This is a genomic window from Paenibacillus sp. TCA20 (assembly GCF_000732325.1).
Classification (GTDB): domain Bacteria; phylum Bacillota; class Bacilli; order Paenibacillales; family Paenibacillaceae; genus Paenibacillus; species Paenibacillus urinalis.
The window spans coordinates 536,379-552,770 of the sequence record NZ_BBIW01000001.1 but is presented as its reverse complement, the minus strand read 5'-3'; the positions used below and the strand labels follow the sequence as shown (position 1 = coordinate 552,770).

General features: G+C 43.2%; 17 protein-coding genes and 1 pseudogene. 14 read left to right on the top strand and 4 right to left on the bottom strand.

The genetic code is table 11. The annotated features are described in order from the left end of the window. The first annotated feature begins 103 nt into the window (after window positions 1-103). From TCA2_RS02585 to TCA2_RS02555, 8 genes and pseudogenes are all read left to right on the top strand, one after another. On the top strand, window positions 104-1,381 hold the full coding sequence (locus tag TCA2_RS02585; RefSeq protein ID WP_047909964.1) for a sulfotransferase: 1,278 nt from the start codon (window positions 104-106) through the stop codon (window positions 1,379-1,381). Further along, a complete protein-coding gene (locus TCA2_RS02580; RefSeq protein WP_047909963.1) occupies window positions 1,378-3,306 on the top strand; it encodes an asparagine synthase-related protein in 1,929 nt (642 codons plus the stop codon). Before TCA2_RS02585 ends, TCA2_RS02580 begins: the two co-directional genes overlap by 4 nt. A gap of 52 nt (window positions 3,307-3,358) precedes the next feature. After that, on the top strand, window positions 3,359-3,493 hold the full coding sequence (locus tag TCA2_RS26855; RefSeq protein ID WP_152557589.1) for a paeninodin family lasso peptide: 135 nt from the start codon (window positions 3,359-3,361) through the stop codon (window positions 3,491-3,493). Window positions 3,494-3,630: 137 nt separating this feature from the next. After that, window positions 3,631-4,578, top strand: coding sequence for a hypothetical protein (locus TCA2_RS02575; protein ID WP_047909962.1), 948 nt, complete (start codon window positions 3,631-3,633; stop codon window positions 4,576-4,578). Further along, the gene (locus TCA2_RS02570; RefSeq protein WP_047909961.1) at window positions 4,575-4,868 is read left to right on the top strand and encodes a lasso peptide biosynthesis PqqD family chaperone; all 294 of its coding nucleotides are present in this window, start codon (window positions 4,575-4,577) and stop codon (window positions 4,866-4,868) included. The genes TCA2_RS02575 and TCA2_RS02570 overlap by 4 nt, the downstream gene beginning before the upstream one ends. 4 nt (window positions 4,869-4,872) lie before the next feature. Next, complete coding sequence (locus TCA2_RS02565) at window positions 4,873-5,328, top strand: lasso peptide biosynthesis B2 protein (protein WP_238546263.1); 456 nt, start codon at window positions 4,873-4,875, stop codon at window positions 5,326-5,328. Window positions 5,329-5,356: 28 nt separating this feature from the next. Then, complete coding sequence (locus TCA2_RS02560) at window positions 5,357-6,535, top strand: nucleotidyltransferase family protein (RefSeq protein WP_052511684.1); 1,179 nt, start codon at window positions 5,357-5,359, stop codon at window positions 6,533-6,535. After that, a pseudogene (locus TCA2_RS02555) lies at window positions 6,528-8,337 on the top strand (ABC transporter ATP-binding protein). The gene TCA2_RS02560 and the pseudogene TCA2_RS02555 overlap by 8 nt, the downstream one beginning before the upstream one ends. A gap of 42 nt (window positions 8,338-8,379) precedes the next feature. Here the strand turns inward: TCA2_RS02555 and cysC are convergent. After that, on the bottom strand, window positions 8,380-8,943 hold the full coding sequence (gene cysC, locus TCA2_RS02550) for an adenylyl-sulfate kinase (RefSeq protein WP_047909960.1): 564 nt from the start codon (window positions 8,941-8,943) through the stop codon (window positions 8,380-8,382). A gap of 201 nt (window positions 8,944-9,144) precedes the next feature. Between cysC and pdaA the strand changes: the two genes are divergently transcribed. Further along, window positions 9,145-9,921: a delta-lactam-biosynthetic de-N-acetylase gene (gene pdaA / locus TCA2_RS02545; RefSeq protein ID WP_047909959.1), complete on the top strand. Its 777-nt coding sequence runs from the start codon at window positions 9,145-9,147 to the stop codon at window positions 9,919-9,921. Window positions 9,922-10,127: 206 nt separating this feature from the next. Beyond that, on the top strand, window positions 10,128-11,255 hold the full coding sequence (locus TCA2_RS02540; RefSeq protein ID WP_081872162.1) for a glycoside hydrolase family 105 protein: 1,128 nt from the start codon (window positions 10,128-10,130) through the stop codon (window positions 11,253-11,255). A 55-nt stretch (window positions 11,256-11,310) separates the two neighbouring features. Here TCA2_RS02540 and TCA2_RS02535 read toward each other — a convergent pair whose 3' ends face one another. Next, window positions 11,311-12,162, bottom strand: coding sequence for a DegV family protein (locus TCA2_RS02535; protein WP_047909958.1), 852 nt, complete (start codon window positions 12,160-12,162; stop codon window positions 11,311-11,313). Between the two features lie 156 nt (window positions 12,163-12,318). Beyond that, a complete protein-coding gene (locus TCA2_RS02530; RefSeq protein WP_047909957.1) occupies window positions 12,319-12,732 on the bottom strand; it encodes a hypothetical protein in 414 nt (137 codons plus the stop codon). Between the two features lie 212 nt (window positions 12,733-12,944). On the opposite strand from TCA2_RS02530, the gene TCA2_RS02525 reads away from it, so the two are divergent. After that, window positions 12,945-13,277, top strand: a complete 333-nt coding sequence (locus TCA2_RS02525; protein WP_370510312.1) for a DUF423 domain-containing protein — start codon at window positions 12,945-12,947, stop codon at window positions 13,275-13,277. 52 nt (window positions 13,278-13,329) lie between these two features. On the opposite strand, the gene TCA2_RS02520 is transcribed toward TCA2_RS02525, so the two are convergent. After that, on the bottom strand, window positions 13,330-13,821 hold the full coding sequence (locus tag TCA2_RS02520) for a hypothetical protein (RefSeq protein WP_047909955.1): 492 nt from the start codon (window positions 13,819-13,821) through the stop codon (window positions 13,330-13,332). Window positions 13,822-14,085: 264 nt separating this feature from the next. On the opposite strand from TCA2_RS02520, the gene TCA2_RS02515 reads away from it, so the two are divergent. The 3 genes from TCA2_RS02515 (at window position 14,086) to sufC (ending at window position 16,371) form a co-directional block, all read left to right on the top strand. Then, entirely contained in the window at window positions 14,086-14,388 is a 303-nt protein-coding gene (locus TCA2_RS02515) for a YunC family protein (protein ID WP_047909954.1), read from the top strand. 347 nt (window positions 14,389-14,735) lie between these two features. Next, window positions 14,736-15,200, top strand: coding sequence for a Dps family protein (locus tag TCA2_RS02510; RefSeq protein ID WP_047909953.1), 465 nt, complete (start codon window positions 14,736-14,738; stop codon window positions 15,198-15,200). Between the two features lie 388 nt (window positions 15,201-15,588). Continuing rightward, window positions 15,589-16,371: a Fe-S cluster assembly ATPase SufC gene (gene sufC / locus TCA2_RS02505; protein ID WP_047909952.1), complete on the top strand. Its 783-nt coding sequence runs from the start codon at window positions 15,589-15,591 to the stop codon at window positions 16,369-16,371. Window positions 16,372-16,392 lie beyond the last annotated feature (21 nt).

The following is a 16,392-nucleotide window of genomic DNA, read 5'->3' as shown; positions in this document are numbered from 1 at the left end:
GTATCACAAAGTAGGTTTTACAATACATAAAGTATCATAATTCTAGGATAGAAGTACTATTAACAAATAATGTACAGTTATTTGTCGGAAAGGAGTCGCAGCATTGAAGCATTTCCGTGATGATCAACTCGTATTTTTGCTGTGTACGCCCAGAAGCGGAAGCTCACTTACAACAGTGATGCTGCAGAACCATGAGGAAGTGTTCGCCGCACAGGAGATGTGGTATTTGCTCTCACTTGCGGACTTGCAACTAGCTCCTGTACGCCCCTATGGAGGCACGGGGATTATCCGTCAATTCTATAATGGAATTATTTCAGAAGATTTGTTTCATAGAGCAGCACGCAGCTTCGGAGTGGAGATATATGAGGGATTATTAAATCAGAATGGCGCACGTAAGATCATAGATAAGTCGCCAAGATATTATATATTGCTAGAGTTTCTGGATGCCGTGTTTCCCGAATCGCAAAGAATTGGATTATTTCGTAACCCGCTATCTGTGGCTGCATCCTACAAGAAGGTCAATGCATATAGCGGAGAACCATTTTCACTGATTGAGGATCTCAAGCAGCCTATTCCTGGTATGAAGATCGTCGACCTTACAGCGGGGCTGTTCCGCTACGCTACGTATTTTAAGGGAGAATCGGCCTACTCCTACAAGCTTCAATATGAAGAGCTCGTGCGGCAGCCTGAACAACAATTACGCAAGCTGTGCGAGTTTATCGGTATTTCTTACCGTGAAGGAATGGAGCAGTACGGTAATCCGGTAAGTGAAGAAAAAGCGGATCTTTTTTACAGTATGGGGGCAGGGGACCCCTTCTTATTGAATCATACACAGGCGCATGTGCAGTCCATTGACGCTTGGAAGGATCAGCTTAGTCCTGATGAGATGGATGCCTATTGCCGAGTGCTGGGAGCACGAATATTTCATGATCTTGGGTACTCGGAGGAACTGGAAGAAGCACAGCGGATAACGGGCGTGAGGTATGAGCTCTCGCCAGACGAAGCGACGATGGAGCGGATTGAGCAGCAATTTTTGAAATCGAGCGGTTATATATGGAAGCCGGACTATGAATTAAGCACAAGTAGTATTCTTACAGGGACACAGTTTGCTGGAGCTGTAGATGACCTGGAATTAGAGGCTGTGCAAGTGAATCAGATCAGGGATCACAGGCAGGCTTCCATCCAGATTGCTCAGCTTGAAACGAGAGTCAGGCTGCTGGAGAACCGATTAACGAAGAGCTATATGGAGAAGAACCATGTGGAGAAGCAGCTGATCCAGCTTAGAAGCAAGCTTAATCGAATTAAATCCATACTGCCATTTGGGAACCGGCTGTCATCCTGGGCTCAGGGGTACTTGTCTGGAAGGGAGGGGAAATCATGAGTGCCATCATGGGATGCTTTTCCCGCAGAGAGCCGATTATGCCTGAAGATATGGACCCCGCAGGAGCTTACTTGACGAAATATAAGTGGGATCGCATTCACTCATGGAGTGATGCTCATGTTTTTTTTAGCTGTCATATGCAGTGGGTGACCCCGGAGTCCGTCCATGAAGTGCTTCCCCTCTACGATGAAAGGCGGGATATCACCATCACTGCGGATGCGATTATTGATAATCGCAGTGAGCTGTTTGACAAGCTGCAGATCCCTCTTAAAGAGCGAATCACGATTTCCGACAGCCAATTGATACTGGAAGCTTATGTGAAGTGGGGAGAAGATGCTCCTAAGCATTTATTAGGTGATTATGTCTTTATGATTTGGGATTCAAGGAAGGATCAATTGTTTGGTGCACGTGATGAGTCAGGCCGCAGGTCCTTTTACTATATAGATGATGGTGTGCATTTTGCGTTCTGCAGCTCGATGAATCCGCTCTTCCATATGCCTTATTTTAACAAAGAGTTAAACGAGCAATGGCTGGCCGAATTTCTGGCGATCCGCGGAATGTATGAATCCTATGACGTTCACGCCACTGCGTATCGTAATGTCAGACAGATTCCGGCTGCACATTGGATTAAGGTAGGCAGGCAGGGAGTCGAATTACGTCAATACAGCAATTTTGAAGAAATAGAGCCGCTGTATCTGAAGTCGGATGAAGAATATGAAGAGGCCTTCCGAGATGTATTCGACCAGGCTGTTCGGGCAAGAGTCAGAACATATAAGCAAGTAGGCACAGCCCTCAGTGGTGGACTTGATTCAGGAACGGTTGCGAGCTTCGCCTCACCGATGCTGAAATTGAATGGCAAGGAGCTTCATGCCTACAGCTACGTACCTGTATCAGGCTTCGAGGATTGGACGTCCAGCCGGTTAATTGCAGATGAAACGCCTTACATTCAATCCACAGTGAATTTTGTAGGGAATATTCGAGAGAACTATATGAATTTTGCTGGCAAGAGTCCGCTGACGGAAGTGAATGACTGGCTGGACATCATGGAGACCCCCTACAAATTTTTTGAAAACTCATTCTGGATTCGGGGGTTTTATGAACGTGCACAGGAGCAGGGAGTAGGGGTAATGCTTACAGGGGCCATGGGAAACTTCACAATTTCATGGGGGCCGGCGTTAGACTACTATGCTCATTTATTGCGAAGAGGCAAGCTGGTTCACCTCGCAAGGGAAGTTCAGCAATACAGCCGTCTGGCCGAAGTACCGCGAGGCAAGCTGCTGCCGATTATCGGAAGAAAGGCTTTTCCCATGCTTCGCAGGCAGCGTGCGGCTGTGGGAGGAACAGTCGAAGTGCCTGAACTTATCCACCCGGATTTTGCTCGAAGAATGGAAATGCATCGGCAAATGAAGCCATACGTTGTAAATAAACAAACGGTTTATATTAACGCATTAACTGCACGAAAAGAAAATATAAATAACTTGGCCGTGGCTAACAAGAATGGGGCAATGGCAACGAAACTATCTATGCGATACGGGCTTATTGAACGTGATCCAACCAATGATCCAAGGGTGGTTCGATACTGTTTATCTGTTCCACTAGAGCAATATGTTCAAAAAGGACGAGATCGCGCTCTGCTGCGTCGCTCCACAGTGAATTACTTACCGGATAACGTGAGACTTAATCAGACTATACGAGGCGTTCAACCAGCGGATTGGATTTATAGAATTAAGCCGGAATGGGACATCTGGGTATCCGAGCTAAAACGAATGACTAATGATACTTCAATTTCAGACTACCTTAATATAGACCAGATTCATAAAGGAATTACTAAGCTGGATAATCCTCGTTTAGAACTTGCATGGGATCCTGAGGTTCGGATGCTGATGCACAGCCTGATCGTTTATCGTTTTTTGCAGCAATTCTAACGGCCTCTAAATTGAGTTGTATATCTGAAATTATTGAAAGGAGGTGAGAGGAATGCAAAACAACAAAATGGAATGGCAAATACCTAGCCTTGAAGTTCTTGAAATGAGTGAGACTAAGCAAGGAACTGGATTCAGACAAATTGACTGGATCTCCGAGCATGATGCGGATTTGTATGATCCTAGCTAATAAGAAGTAATGGAGTCATTTTTACTTATGCATACTGACAGCTTACAGCTATCAGTGAAAACGATCTATATCTGCTTTCGCTGATAGCTGTAAACCGATATAAAATAGCTTTTAAATAGACCAGCTGGGAGGATTACATGTCACAAGATAAATCAGCTGTATCCGCCTATTTAGCTTTTGGATTAACCATTCAAAGTGAAATGCCTCTTCCTGAATTGACAGCTATAATTGTTGCAGAAGAGACGAATATTGATGTAACCATTCAGTTTGGAGATTTGTCCTCTGTCTGCTTTGACTGGGGGTTGGCTGAGCAGAATTTTCAAAGCAGGGATGATCAATTTTTATTTCAAATACCTGAAGTAGGAACATTTCATGTCGTACAAGGCAGAACTGTGACGGTAATGCCGCATAATGGCTGTAATTTATCCAGAGTTAGGCTGTATTTGCTAGGAACGTGTATGGGCGTATTGCTGCTGCAGCGAAATATATTACCTTTACATGGTAGCGCAGTAGCTATGAATGGATATGCATTTGCTTTTGTTGGGGAATCAGGTGCAGGCAAATCAACTTTATCTGCGGCCTTTGTAAATAGAGGCTACAGACTTATTAGTGACGATGTCATTGCTGTCAGCACGAATCAATCTGTACCTATGGTTTCTCCGGCTTATCCCCAGCAAAAACTAAATGCATTTAGTCTTGATCTGCTAACTATGAGTTCTGATGGACTTAGTGTAATTAAGGACGAATGGAAGTATGCCGTTCCGAGGAAAAAGGATTTTAGTCAAGCTCAAGCTAGGATACCGTTAGCAGGTGTATTTGAGCTTATTGCCTCAGATCATCAGCCAGAAGTACAGTTGAATTCAGTATCTACGCTTGAGGGTATTCAGTTGCTCCAAGCACATACTTATCGGTTGCCACTTGTCAAAAGAATACAGAATATGCAGTGGCATTTTGACAAGGTGACAGAGATTGCAAGTCAAGTAGATCTGTGTCGACTGCATCGTCCGAAGAATTCTATAACTATTGAGCAACTTGTGAATACTGTGCTGCAAGCCATTGAAAGAGGAGTGAGGGTAACCAAATGAAATTAGAAACGATATTACAAGATGTCCACTATATTCAGCAAGAAGGACATGTTGTCAGTGACATGAATGGTGATAAAGTGATGATGTCAATTCAGTCAGGAAAGTATTATAACTTGGGCCGTACAGGTGGGCGAATCTGGGAACTACTTGCTGATGGCAACACGATTTCAGAAATTGTTAATATCTTATCTGCTGAATATTCAATCGATCAATCTACATGTGGTCAACAGGTAGAGCTATTTATGAATTCCCTCCTTAAGGAAGGATTAATTAAACAAAAAGAGGATTAATGTGATGTGGAGCAAAACTTTATTACTTCGCTCTTTCACCAAACAAAAGCCTGCCATGAGAAAACTGATCATAGAGGCTTTCTTTTATTTGGCCTATGCACGAGTACTTAACCTGCGCCCTTTCTCAAAAGTTGCTCAGATGTTAGATTGTGAGAATGAAGAAACATCATATGATCGGAGCTCTGATCTCGATCCCATTAGACTGAAAGTTGCCAAGGCCATTGATATGACGGCTAAACATACTCCTTGGAGGAGTGAATGCCTTGTCACTAGTATTGCCGGGATGAAGATGCTGAAAAGACGCAATATTCAAAGTACGCTTTATCTAGGTGTTGCACGTAACGAAAGCGGAGGAATGAGTGCGCATGCTTGGCTTCGTAGTGGTCCCATGTATGTAGCTGGAGCAGACGAAATCGAGAAATATACCGTTGTAGGGATGTTCTCTAACAAAAATGCTTGAACCAGAGTGAAGTCAGAGGGTGAGCAAAATGATGAGTATTCAAAATAATAATATATTTGTCGGAGAATCCATTGAATTTCAATTCATGTGTGATTTACTAGCAGAAGATCGTGTAACTGAACAGGAAATTCGACAAAAATATGAGGTTGAAACAATAGATTGGAAGGAATTCAATAGATTAATTTACCACCACCGCATTTACCCGCTTATTTATGCACGATTACAATCATTCCACGAAGTAGTCCCATTGGATGTAATGGATCAAATTCAGAAGGCAGTGACGCATAACACTTTCTATATGATGAGACTGACGGCTGAAATGGAGCGAGTCACCTCAGTCCTGGAACAACAAAATATTAAGGTTATTATGTTAAAAGGGCCGATTCTTGCTTTCGAATTATATGGAGATCTTGCGCATCGAACTTCCAAGGATCTTGATTTACTGGTCAACATTAGTGATGTTGATGCCTCCCTAAATGTTCTAGAAAAAGCGGGTTATATTAAAAAGTATGATACCCCATTTATTATGGAAGGCTGGAAATGGAAGGACCATCATATCTCTCTGTTTCATCCGGAGCATAAAACGCAAATTGAGGTTCATTGGAAGCTTAATCCATCCGGAGCAAAAGACATTTCTTTTCAAGAATTGTGGAATAGAAGACAAACGATAACTATAGTTGAACACGAGGTGTCTTACCTAGGCAAAGAAGATCTATTCATGTATCTCGTCAGTCATGGAGCAAGACATGGATGGTTTAGACTTCGTTGGTTAATGGATATCGATCTCATATTACGTAAGAACAATACGATTCATAATTTTGAATACTATGCGGAACTGCATGAAAGTGAATTCTATGCAGGGCAGGCTTACCTGTTGTGTTCGAGATTATTGAGAGCCCCGCTTACAAGTAAAATGAAAGAATTAGTGGAGCATGCCCATACAATAAAATTAACGGAGTATGCATTAAATTTGATCCTTGAAGAACCTGATAAAGAAACAGGGATAAATTATCTGAAACAGATCAAATCTCCGAAACGACGAATGATCATGCTGCTAGGAAGGCTGTATCCAGGTCCGATGGATGCTGAATTATTGCCACTGCCCCGCAAGCTGCATTTTCTATACATACCTTTACGCCCTTTCCTATGGATGTGGCGCAGAATCAGGCAGCGCATGGTTCTTAAAGGGAGACATGAATATGATTGAACTTCGAACCTATCTAAAGAAGCTGTACTCTATTACAGGTCCCAAGCTGATCGCCAGCATTTTGTTTATGGTCATCATCAGTATATTGGAAGGGTTTGGAATCTACTTACTGGTTCCCATGCTGTCTGCAATTAATGTGTTGGACTCTGGCGTGAATGATTCAGTCCCGCTCGAATGGGTCACCGGTCTTCTTGGGTTTGTACCGCAGCAATCACAGCTTTTACTTGTACTTCTCATTTTTGTGGTTATTTTGACGTTTCAGGCGTTAATGCAGCGTAATCAGAACATTCTCAGCTCTCAAATCCAGCAAAACTTTATACATACCTTGCGTTATGAAACGTATAGACTATTAATTTATTCCAAATGGGAGCTTTTTTTAACGAAGAAAAAATCAGACTTTAACCATATCCTCACCTCAGAGCTGGCGCGTGTGAGCCAAGGAACGAACGTCTTAATTCAGCTTACGGCATCGGTCATATTTACAGTCATTCAGATTGGATTTGCCTTTTGGCTGTCTGCCGAATTGACTCTGATGGTATTAGGCTTTGGTGCCATTCTGTTTATGGTTCTCCGGCCGTTTATACGCAAAGCCAAGGCTTTGGGGGATCACACATCTGATCTGTCTCAACAATATATGTCTGAGATCGTCGAGCATTTTAACGGGATGAAGGATATTAAGAGCAACAATCTGGAGCAGCAGCATGAAACAGGCTTTAAAGCCTTGTGCAAGCGAATGGAGCACAACATGGTGTCTTATATTCGTCTTAATTCAACTACACAGCTGATTTATCGAATCGCTGCGGCTGTTATTATTGCCTTGTTTGTGTATGCATCTCTTAACCTGTTTTCTTATCCTGCTGAGCATTTGCTGTTGATGATTGTTATATTCTCGAGATTATGGCCCCGGTTCTCCATGATCCAAACCAGTCTGGAGTATATCGGTTCGCTGATCCCTGCTTTCCGGAGCTTGTTACAGCTGCAACAAGAATGTGAGCAGGCTTTGGAATCCGGCAGCCTAAATACTCCGATGAGCGGTACGGATATCAAACCGATTGCTTTGAAGACAGGGATTCGCTGTGAGGATATATCCTATCGATATCCAGGACAAACCCAAGATGCGCTGCAGCACGTTAATACCTTTATTCCCGTTAACGGTATGACGGCAATTGTGGGACGCTCAGGTGCAGGTAAAAGTACGTTTATTGATCTGCTCATGGGGTTAATTCAGCCGACAAAAGGGACCATTCTCTTGGATAAAGCTCCTTTGGAGGCATCACGGCTGCAAGCCTGGCGTCAGTCGATCAGTTATGTATCGCAAGAGCCTTTCTTGTTCCATACATCGATACGGGACAATCTTGTTCTGGTTAAGCGTGATGCTACCGAGGAGGAGCTGTGGGAAGCGCTGCGATTTGCGTCCGCCCATTTTGTTGTTGATTTGCCGCAAGGACTGGATACCATCATCGGTGATCGGGGAGTCCGATTATCTGGAGGGGAGAGACAGCGGATTGTACTCGCAAGAGCGATATTACGTAAGCCGGCCATTCTCATATTAGATGAAGCAACCAGCGCACTGGATGGCGAGAATGAACTCACTATACAAGAAGCACTTAAGGCGTTGCAGGGGCGGATGACGATCGTCGTCATTGCACACCGCTTGTCTACTATTCAAGGCGCTGATCAAGTCATCGTGCTTGAAGGGAGGGGGCAAAGTAATGCAGCAAGGAGCATATGAAGGGCTGTCTACAGATGCAGATGGTGCTTTCGGTCAATTGCTGTCTTATCAGACGAGAGCATCTTTATAACACAGGATGCTCTCCGTCTGAAGGTGCCAATAGAAGAAGCCATTAAGCTAGGGCATGTCTTTGTAACGCGGTGACGAGTAAGGAGACGGACAGCTCAATATCTTGAAGCTCGGTATCTATGATGATATCGGGCTTGTTTGGTATGTCGTATCCAGCTGATATCCCTGTGAAATTCGAAATTTCACCACGTTTTGCTTTTTGGTATAATCCCTTCGGATCTCGCTGTTCACAGACTTCGACAGAACATTTCACATACACCTCTACAAATTCCCCAGGCTCAAACATGGATTTCACCATTTCCCGATCTTGCTCATGTGGAGAAATAAACGCTGCGATGACATTGGTGCCTGAGTTGAGAAATAGCTTAGATACCTCTGCAATTCGCCTTAAATTTTCTCTGCGGTCCTCTGGGCTGAATCCCAGGTCCCGGTTTAAACCGCGGCGCACTTGATCCCCATCCAGCATGTAGCAGGGAATTCCTTCTCTCTTCCAAACGTGTTCCAGATGGGACGCAAGTGTCGTCTTGCCAGATCCAGATAGGCCTGTAAGCCAAATGACTCTCGGATTCTTATTTATAGACAAGGCCCTTCTCTCCTTAGAAAATATGTATTTTTAGTACAATTTGGTTCCCCTACATTTCGATTATAACGGATGAAAGTAATTAGCAAAATACTACATAAAAATATAAATATCTGCTTATATTACGTAAAGTGACAGCAAGTGAAAGTATTAGGCCTGCTGTGTTCGTTAGACATCGTTCAAGTGGAATTGGGCCAAAGATCAAATTAAGAAAGGGGCAGATCACAAATGAAAAAGTTGCTCGTCCTGGGCACGATAATCGCAATCCTCATTTCAGGGACACAGATGGTCCATGCTTCCTCCGTGAAGGACGCATTTCATTTTGGGTTTAAGAAAAGCAAGGACGGACAATCAGCCTCCATTAACGAGGAAGGCTTTAAACATATTCTGGAGAAGCATGGTGCTATTTTTATGGGAGATACGAAGCAGAAGGAATTGTATCTGACCTTCGATAATGGGTATGAGAATGGGTATACACCAGCTATCCTGGATGTATTGAAAGAAAAGAAGGTGCCTGCTGCTTTTTTTGTAACAGGACATTATCTGAAGGACAAGCCGGACCTAGTTCGCCGGATGAGTCAAGAAGGACACATCGTTGGAAACCACTCCTGGAGCCATCCCGATCTCACGATAACTTCGAATGAAAAAATCAAGATCGAGCTGGACCAAGTCAAGGAAGAGACCAAGAGGCTGACAGGTAAAGAATACCCTTATCTCCGGCCACCTCGAGGAATATTTAGTGATCGAACGCTTGAAGTAAGTCGTGGTCTCGGATACACCGATGTATTCTGGTCCATCGCCTATAAGGATTGGGATACGAATGTTCAGAAAGGCTCGCAGTATGCCTATGATCAAGTGATGAAGCAGCTGCATCCGGGTGCTGTAATTCTGCTGCATTCGGTATCCAAGGACAATACAGAGGCACTTGGCTCCATCATAGATGCTGCGAGAGCTCAGGGCTACACCTTCAAAAGCTTGGATGAATTAAAGACCAAGACCTACTGAAATTAATCTGTGAAATATGCAAGCCCGCTGATCAGCTTATATGCTGTCAGCGGTTTTTTATGCGATTTTATATGGAGATCGTATTTTTGTGTATTTAACCTTGTATACGCTTTATTTCCATTATATAGTTAAAAAGTGAGATTCGATACTTGGACACATTAGGCAAATATGAATTATGAATAACAATCATAGGAGGGAAACGGGCTTTGGATATCATTTGGTCTACTCGGATATTGGATTCATTCATGAACCGTAACAAGCAATTGCCATGGGGGGATTTTCATTCAAGGCTGCACTGGAATTATGAAAATGGCTGCATGATGACCGCTGTTGAACGAGTATGGCGGGCGACGAACGACCCTATCTATTTTGATTACCTCAAAACGAACATGGATCTATTCATTCAGGATGACGGCCATATTCATACATATCGTTTGAATGAATACAATGTGGATCAATTGAATCAAGGGAAGACATTGTTTACTCTGTACGAAGAAATGGGTGATGAGAAATATCGAATCGCGATCGAGCACCTGATGACACAGCTAAGAAGCCATCCTCGAACGGCCGAAGGAGGACTATGGCATAAGAAAATCTATCCGTTCCAAATGTGGCTGGATGGCGTTTATATGGCCTGTCCGTTGATGACGGCTTATGCAGATCTGATTGGTGCAAATGAATGGTTTGACGAGGCTGTGCATGAAATTTTGTTGATGGAAAAAGTATCACGAGATCCAGAAACTGGATTACTATATCATGCTTATGATGAGAGCAGGGAACAGGCTTGGGCCGATTCAATCACAGGCTGCTCTCCGCACTTCTGGGGAAGAGCTCTCGGCTGGTATGTAATGGCGATCACCGATGTGCTCGATACATTGCCCTTGGATCATCCTAAACGCGGTCAGGTCATCGGCATCTTCTATCGGGTGTGTGAGGCAATCATGAAGGTGCAGGATGAGGCGACTGGCTTATGGTATCAAGTACTGAATCTGCCTGAGCAAGAAGGCAACTACTTGGAGGCATCTGCCTCCTCAATGTTTGTATGTGCACTCGCAAAAGGGGCCCGTCTTGGTTATTTGGGCAGTCATGCATTGGAGGCTGCTCGGAGGGGACATGAAGGCATCGTTCGCCAGTTTGTTAAAGCACGTGAGGATGGTTCTTACGCATTGGAAGGCATATGCAAGGTAGCTGGTCTCGGCGGTCAGCCGTATAGGGATGGATCATTCGAATACTATATTGGAGAACCGCAGCGTACGGATGATCCTAAAGGATTAGCTCCATTTGTTATGGCATGTCTCGAGCTCGAGGCACAATTGACCGAAATAACAGTATAGAACGAACATAAGAAAAGAAGACTCTGCAATATAATGCAGGGTCTTCTTTTTCTTTTTAATATGATTTAGTGTAGATGATACCAATGGTTTTAGGTCCGCAATGACTGGAAATAACACAACCTGCAGTAGCTAGAACAACCTCTTTGGCATTTGTTTTTTCCTGCAATACCTTTTGCAGATAAAGCGCATCATCCTCACACATGGAGTGAACAACGATGATAATATCATTGTCCATTTCATATGCTTTGCTCAGTGCATTTGAGAGCATCTGATCCATCGCTTTTTCCCGTTTGCCTCTGACCTTGTATGCAGGTGTCATTTTGCCATCCGTTACTTTGATAACCGGTCTAATCTTGAGCAGACTGCCGATTAAATTTTGCATCCCCGAGCAGCGGCCGCCCATATATAGATAATCTAATGTATCAATTACAAATTCAGTATCAACCTGTGGTCGGATCTGGGTAAGACGGTTCACAATTTCGGGAACCGAAAGCCCTTCTTCCACTGCGCGTACCGCCTTGATCACCTGAAGACCGATTCCCGTTGATAAATTAAGGGAGTCAAACACGGTAACTCTGCCATCGGGATATTCTGAAGCAGCCAGCAGTGCATTTTGATAGGTTGACGACAGCTCTGAAGAGAGGCTGATAAATAGAATATCGTAGCCTTCATCTATGTAAGGGCCAAAACAGGCCATAAAATCGGCCGGTGATGGAGCTGCAGTCTTCGGTAGCCGTCCTTCTGTTTTGACACGTTCGTACAGCTCTTCAGGAACGATATCCACTCCATCCTTCAATGACTCGTCTCCGAATACGGCATAGAGAGGGACAATGCCAATGTCATACTGATGGATCCATTCTTTTGGCAAATCACTAGTACTGTCCGCAAAAATTTTAATTCGCGACATCTCAATCCCCTTTATACTTAGTTATTTCTTCTTCATAAATCATCTTCCTATTCACATCATCGTGTGAAAAACGGATTTACATCAAACATTATAATGCATATTTGGCGTGTGTAGCAAAAAAGGCAGCAAAAAGGTTCGTCGCGAAGAGGATTTATTCTACACCACAACGGTCATGCTGAAAAAGCCAATGACAATCAGCAGGATCAGTCCATTTAAAATAAGGCCAACCAGTGGAAATGCTCTTTTTCGATTCTTTAATGCCAATCCGATAATAGAAAGGATAACACCAATGATATTCAGTCCAAGGCTGGCAAGAATCAAAAGTCCGATAACAATTACATATAAGTTGTTCAGCATTGCCTCTGGATCGGGATTCTCAAGTATTTCAGCTGCCGCAGCTGGTGACAGGGCGAGAACAGCGATGTAAAGGACCAGGGAAATTATGCTAACAATGAAAGACGCAATACCAGGACCTGAATGCTTAACCTTAGCAGGGGGCGGCTGAAAAGTGCCATAGGGATTGTTTACTTCTTGAAGTTGTTCGTAATCGGGTACTTGGTTCTTATCCATGAAGTCGCTCCTTTATAGATTTACAGTTAACTTTTCCATAATTCAAATTAAAATGCAAGCTGTATCTCTCTAACCGTTCTGTCACAATGTTAAAGGGATGTTCACTAGTAAATGGCGCGTAAATTAGGTTAAGATAATTTAGAATACATTTCATTGAGGAGTGAACATATCAAGTGGCAAAAAAATGGGTTGCCATAGGTTCAATTTTAGCGATGCTGTCTGTCCTGATTGGCGCCTTTGGTGCACATATTATTGAACCGATTATTGGTGAAGAGCGGCTTACTACGTATGAAACCGGCGTGCAGTATCATATGATGCATGCGCTTGGAATTTTGCTTATTGCACTTCTTGCCAACAGCTTCGGTCCAAAGAAGGCATTAGATTGGGCGGCAAGACTGCTGCTCATCGGCATTATACTGTTCTCAGGAAGTTTATATGTGCTTAGCATGACGGGAATCGGCATTCTCGGGGCAATTACACCATTAGGGGGAATTTGCTTCATTATAGGCTGGATTCTTGTTGTCGTGTCCGTGTTAAAAAAATAAGGATAAGGAACGGTCATTCTCATTAGCTGAGAGTGGCCGTTCTTGCTTATTCCTAGATATACTTCTCGATCTCGGACGTATGGATGGAGTAGACCTGCTTCTCATCCACATGATAAATGCTGACCAGCTTGGATAGCGCATCAAAATTAAGAACTCGGCACGGAATGCTCTTATCTTTGCCATTCTTATCACGAATATCGAGCCTGATCAGTCTCCCTTCCTTCATGGCGGACATAAGCCATTTCTCTGAAGGGCAACGGTCCTCTTCTTCTCTCTTCATCGTTCCGGATGCAGGGAGGAGAGGAGATTTATGAATCGGTTTCAAGTTTAGATCGGATACAGCTGTTTGTTTCAAAGCTTGCTCAATTCTTGCTCCCAGCCTCATTCCGGACTGAATTCTGAAATCTGCAATTTGATCTTGTGCATTAAGCATTTCGAGAAGGGATTGCAGTGCAAGGGCATCGGACTTGCTGTGAATCATAATGTCAACGTTAAAAAGAAATTCGGTCTCGTTACTCGTGCCTGCTGACGTCGTATTTTTCATAATAATATTTACCTCGCACTGCTCTTATAATGGAATATTTATGTACATTGATTCTCTAACTATATCATTAAAACGCAATCATGAATACTACCATAGACGCATATTTATACGAAAATTTAGGATTTTTTTATGAGTATGAGGGTGGAATGGTAGGTTTTAAGACATGGTTCTTTTAGCATGAAAAGTATCCGCTACTGTCCACACCATATAGAAGACCCAGGAATAAACTGTCGAGACGCGTTAAGTGAAGGGGGTGTTACACTTATGGTAACATTGGAGCCGGTTCAAGTTGGAGACCATACCCTTGTAGCAGTTGAAGTTAAATTACCCAAAACAACACTGATTACAGTCTCGACTTCCAAAGGATACATTATGTGCGGAGCACTTGATGTTGGCCTGCTAAACGAGCGTTTGGCTGCGCGCAGCATTATCGCAGCTCGGGCAGTTGGCGTCAAGACCATTGCAGAACTGCTTGCTGCACCGATGGAATCTGTAACCATTGAAGCTGAAAGATTAGGTATAGTTCCTGGAATGAGTGGGGTAGAGGCGCTGCAAAGAATGCTGTAATGGGAATGAAAGAGTAAGCTGAGGAGTAGTAAGCGAACATAATATGAATAGCAGTCCCACTATCGGACGATGCGAAGCTAATGAGGGTAATACTTCATCCTTGAGTCGAATCTGTCTATAGGAGACTGCTTTTTTTTAAATGAAGCTATTACATAAGATGAACCGCCAAAGATTTCATTTCGTAAATTTGCATAATGCAGAGACTGCTGGATCATGATATTTTTGTCGGAGTTTACTCTAAGGAATAGAGTTCTTAACTTGTTTCATTAAAATCGTACAAGGGTAACTTAGAACTAGTGGCGAAAGATAAATGTGATCATAAATATAAGTTAAAGGATGGGATCATTATGGCAAAATCAACAAATAAAACAGAAAACAAAACAACGATTGAACAGCTGCTGAATCGAGAGGTTGCGAATCTTAATGTATTGTACGTTAAGCTTCACAATTACCACTGGTATGTTAAGGGCTCGAATTTCTTTACCCTTCATACTAAATTTGAAGAGCTGTACAATGCAGTTACTCTTCAAATGGACGAAGTGGCTGAACGACTTCTTACTATTAAAGGTAGTCCGGCAGCAACGATGAAGGAATACCTGGACCTGGCTTCCATCCAAGAGGCATCCGGCGGTGAAGATCCGAAGACCATGGTTCAAAATCTGATTGAGGATTTCGCAACACTATCCGAAGAATATGCAGAAGGTATTGAAGCTGCGGAGGAAGCAGGAGATGGCCCGACAGCAGATATGCTGACTGGCTTCCAGGCTGATCTGGAGAAGCATATCTGGATGCTGCGTTCTTACTTGGCATAAGATAGATAATTTCACAATTCTAAAGTCTGGTCGATATGACCAGACTTTTTCATTATATGAAGGAACAATAAAGGTCCGATAATTTCTTAGTGAAAGGGGGAAAGATCATTTGATTTGCCTCCTTATTTATTATAGAATGCATAAATATTGGACCACTTAGGAAGCACCTCGGGAAGCTGTGTCTATTTAGTTTATGTGGACAAGGGTATTTTGTTTACGGCGTCTGTAAACTTTCCCACATAAATGACTTGAGAATCATTGAGAATCAGTTTAGAATTATTATAAAGTGACACTTATCGAGTGAAGCTGGAAATCAAGGGGATACCCTATTAAATATACTTCATGATTTCAAGTGGGAAATTCATTTCTATTGGAGGTAAAGGCACATATGGCTACAAATTTCGTCATTGAAGGACTTAAAGCAGAAATAGAAGGAAAAGAAATTTTGAAGGGCATTAACCTCAACATGAACGGTGGAGAAATTCACGCGATCATGGGACCGAATGGTACGGGTAAAAGTACGCTTGCTTCAGCACTGATGGGTCACCCTAAGTATGAAGTAACTGGCGGCTCTGTTGCTTTGAACGGCGAAGACGTTCTGGAAATGGAAGTTGATGAGCGTGCTCGTGCAGGGATGTTCCTTGCAATGCAATATCCAAGTGAGATTGCAGGGGTAACAAATTCCGACTTCCTGCGCAGTGCAATCAATGCACGCCGTGAAGAAGGTAACGAAATTTCTCTGATCAAGTTCATCCGCCAAATGGAAGGTAAGATGAAAGATCTTGAGATGAACCCTGAGTTTGCTCATCGTTACCTTAATGAAGGCTTCTCCGGTGGTGAGAAGAAGCGTAATGAGATTCTTCAAATGATGATGCTTGATCCGAAGCTCGTTATTTTGGATGAAATTGACTCCGGTCTTGATATCGATGCTCTTCGTATCGTTGCAGAAGGTGTCAATGCAATGAAGAGTGAGGATCGTGGCTTCTTGATTATCACTCACTACCAACGTTTGCTGAACTACATCAAGCCAGACTATGTACACGTTATGATGCAAGGACGTATCGTTAAATCTGGTGGTCCTGAGCTTGCAGAACGTCTTGAAGCAGAAGGTTATGACTGGATCAAGGCAGAACTGGGAATTGAAGACGAAACTGTTGGCCAAGAAGCGTAAAGAATAAACGGAGGAGGATAT

Excerpts from the sequence above, each read along its gene's own strand:
- TCA2_RS02530 (WP_047909957.1), bottom strand. The coding sequence starts at position 12,732 with ATGGATAAGAACCAAGTACCCGATTACGAACAACTTCAAGAAGTAAAC.
- TCA2_RS02565 (WP_238546263.1), top strand. The coding sequence starts at position 4,873 with ATGTGGAGCAAAACTTTATTACTTCGCTCTTTCACCAAACAAAAGCCT.
- TCA2_RS02570 (WP_047909961.1), top strand. The coding sequence starts at position 4,575 with ATGAAATTAGAAACGATATTACAAGATGTCCACTATATTCAGCAAGAA.
- sufC (WP_047909952.1), top strand. The coding sequence starts at position 15,589 with ATGGCTACAAATTTCGTCATTGAAGGACTTAAAGCAGAAATAGAAGGA.
- pdaA (WP_047909959.1), top strand. The coding sequence starts at position 9,145 with ATGAAAAAGTTGCTCGTCCTGGGCACGATAATCGCAATCCTCATTTCA.
- TCA2_RS02580 (WP_047909963.1), top strand. The coding sequence starts at position 1,378 with ATGAGTGCCATCATGGGATGCTTTTCCCGCAGAGAGCCGATTATGCCT.
- TCA2_RS26855 (WP_152557589.1), top strand. The coding sequence starts at position 3,359 with ATGCAAAACAACAAAATGGAATGGCAAATACCTAGCCTTGAAGTTCTT.
- TCA2_RS02510 (WP_047909953.1), top strand. The coding sequence starts at position 14,736 with ATGGCAAAATCAACAAATAAAACAGAAAACAAAACAACGATTGAACAG.
- TCA2_RS02560 (WP_052511684.1), top strand. The coding sequence starts at position 5,357 with ATGATGAGTATTCAAAATAATAATATATTTGTCGGAGAATCCATTGAA.
- TCA2_RS02575 (WP_047909962.1), top strand. The coding sequence starts at position 3,631 with ATGTCACAAGATAAATCAGCTGTATCCGCCTATTTAGCTTTTGGATTA.
- TCA2_RS02520 (WP_047909955.1), bottom strand. The coding sequence starts at position 13,821 with ATGAAAAATACGACGTCAGCAGGCACGAGTAACGAGACCGAATTTCTT.
- TCA2_RS02515 (WP_047909954.1), top strand. The coding sequence starts at position 14,086 with ATGGTAACATTGGAGCCGGTTCAAGTTGGAGACCATACCCTTGTAGCA.
- TCA2_RS02535 (WP_047909958.1), bottom strand. The coding sequence starts at position 12,162 with ATGTCGCGAATTAAAATTTTTGCGGACAGTACTAGTGATTTGCCAAAA.
- TCA2_RS02525 (WP_370510312.1), top strand. The coding sequence starts at position 12,945 with ATGCTGTCTGTCCTGATTGGCGCCTTTGGTGCACATATTATTGAACCG.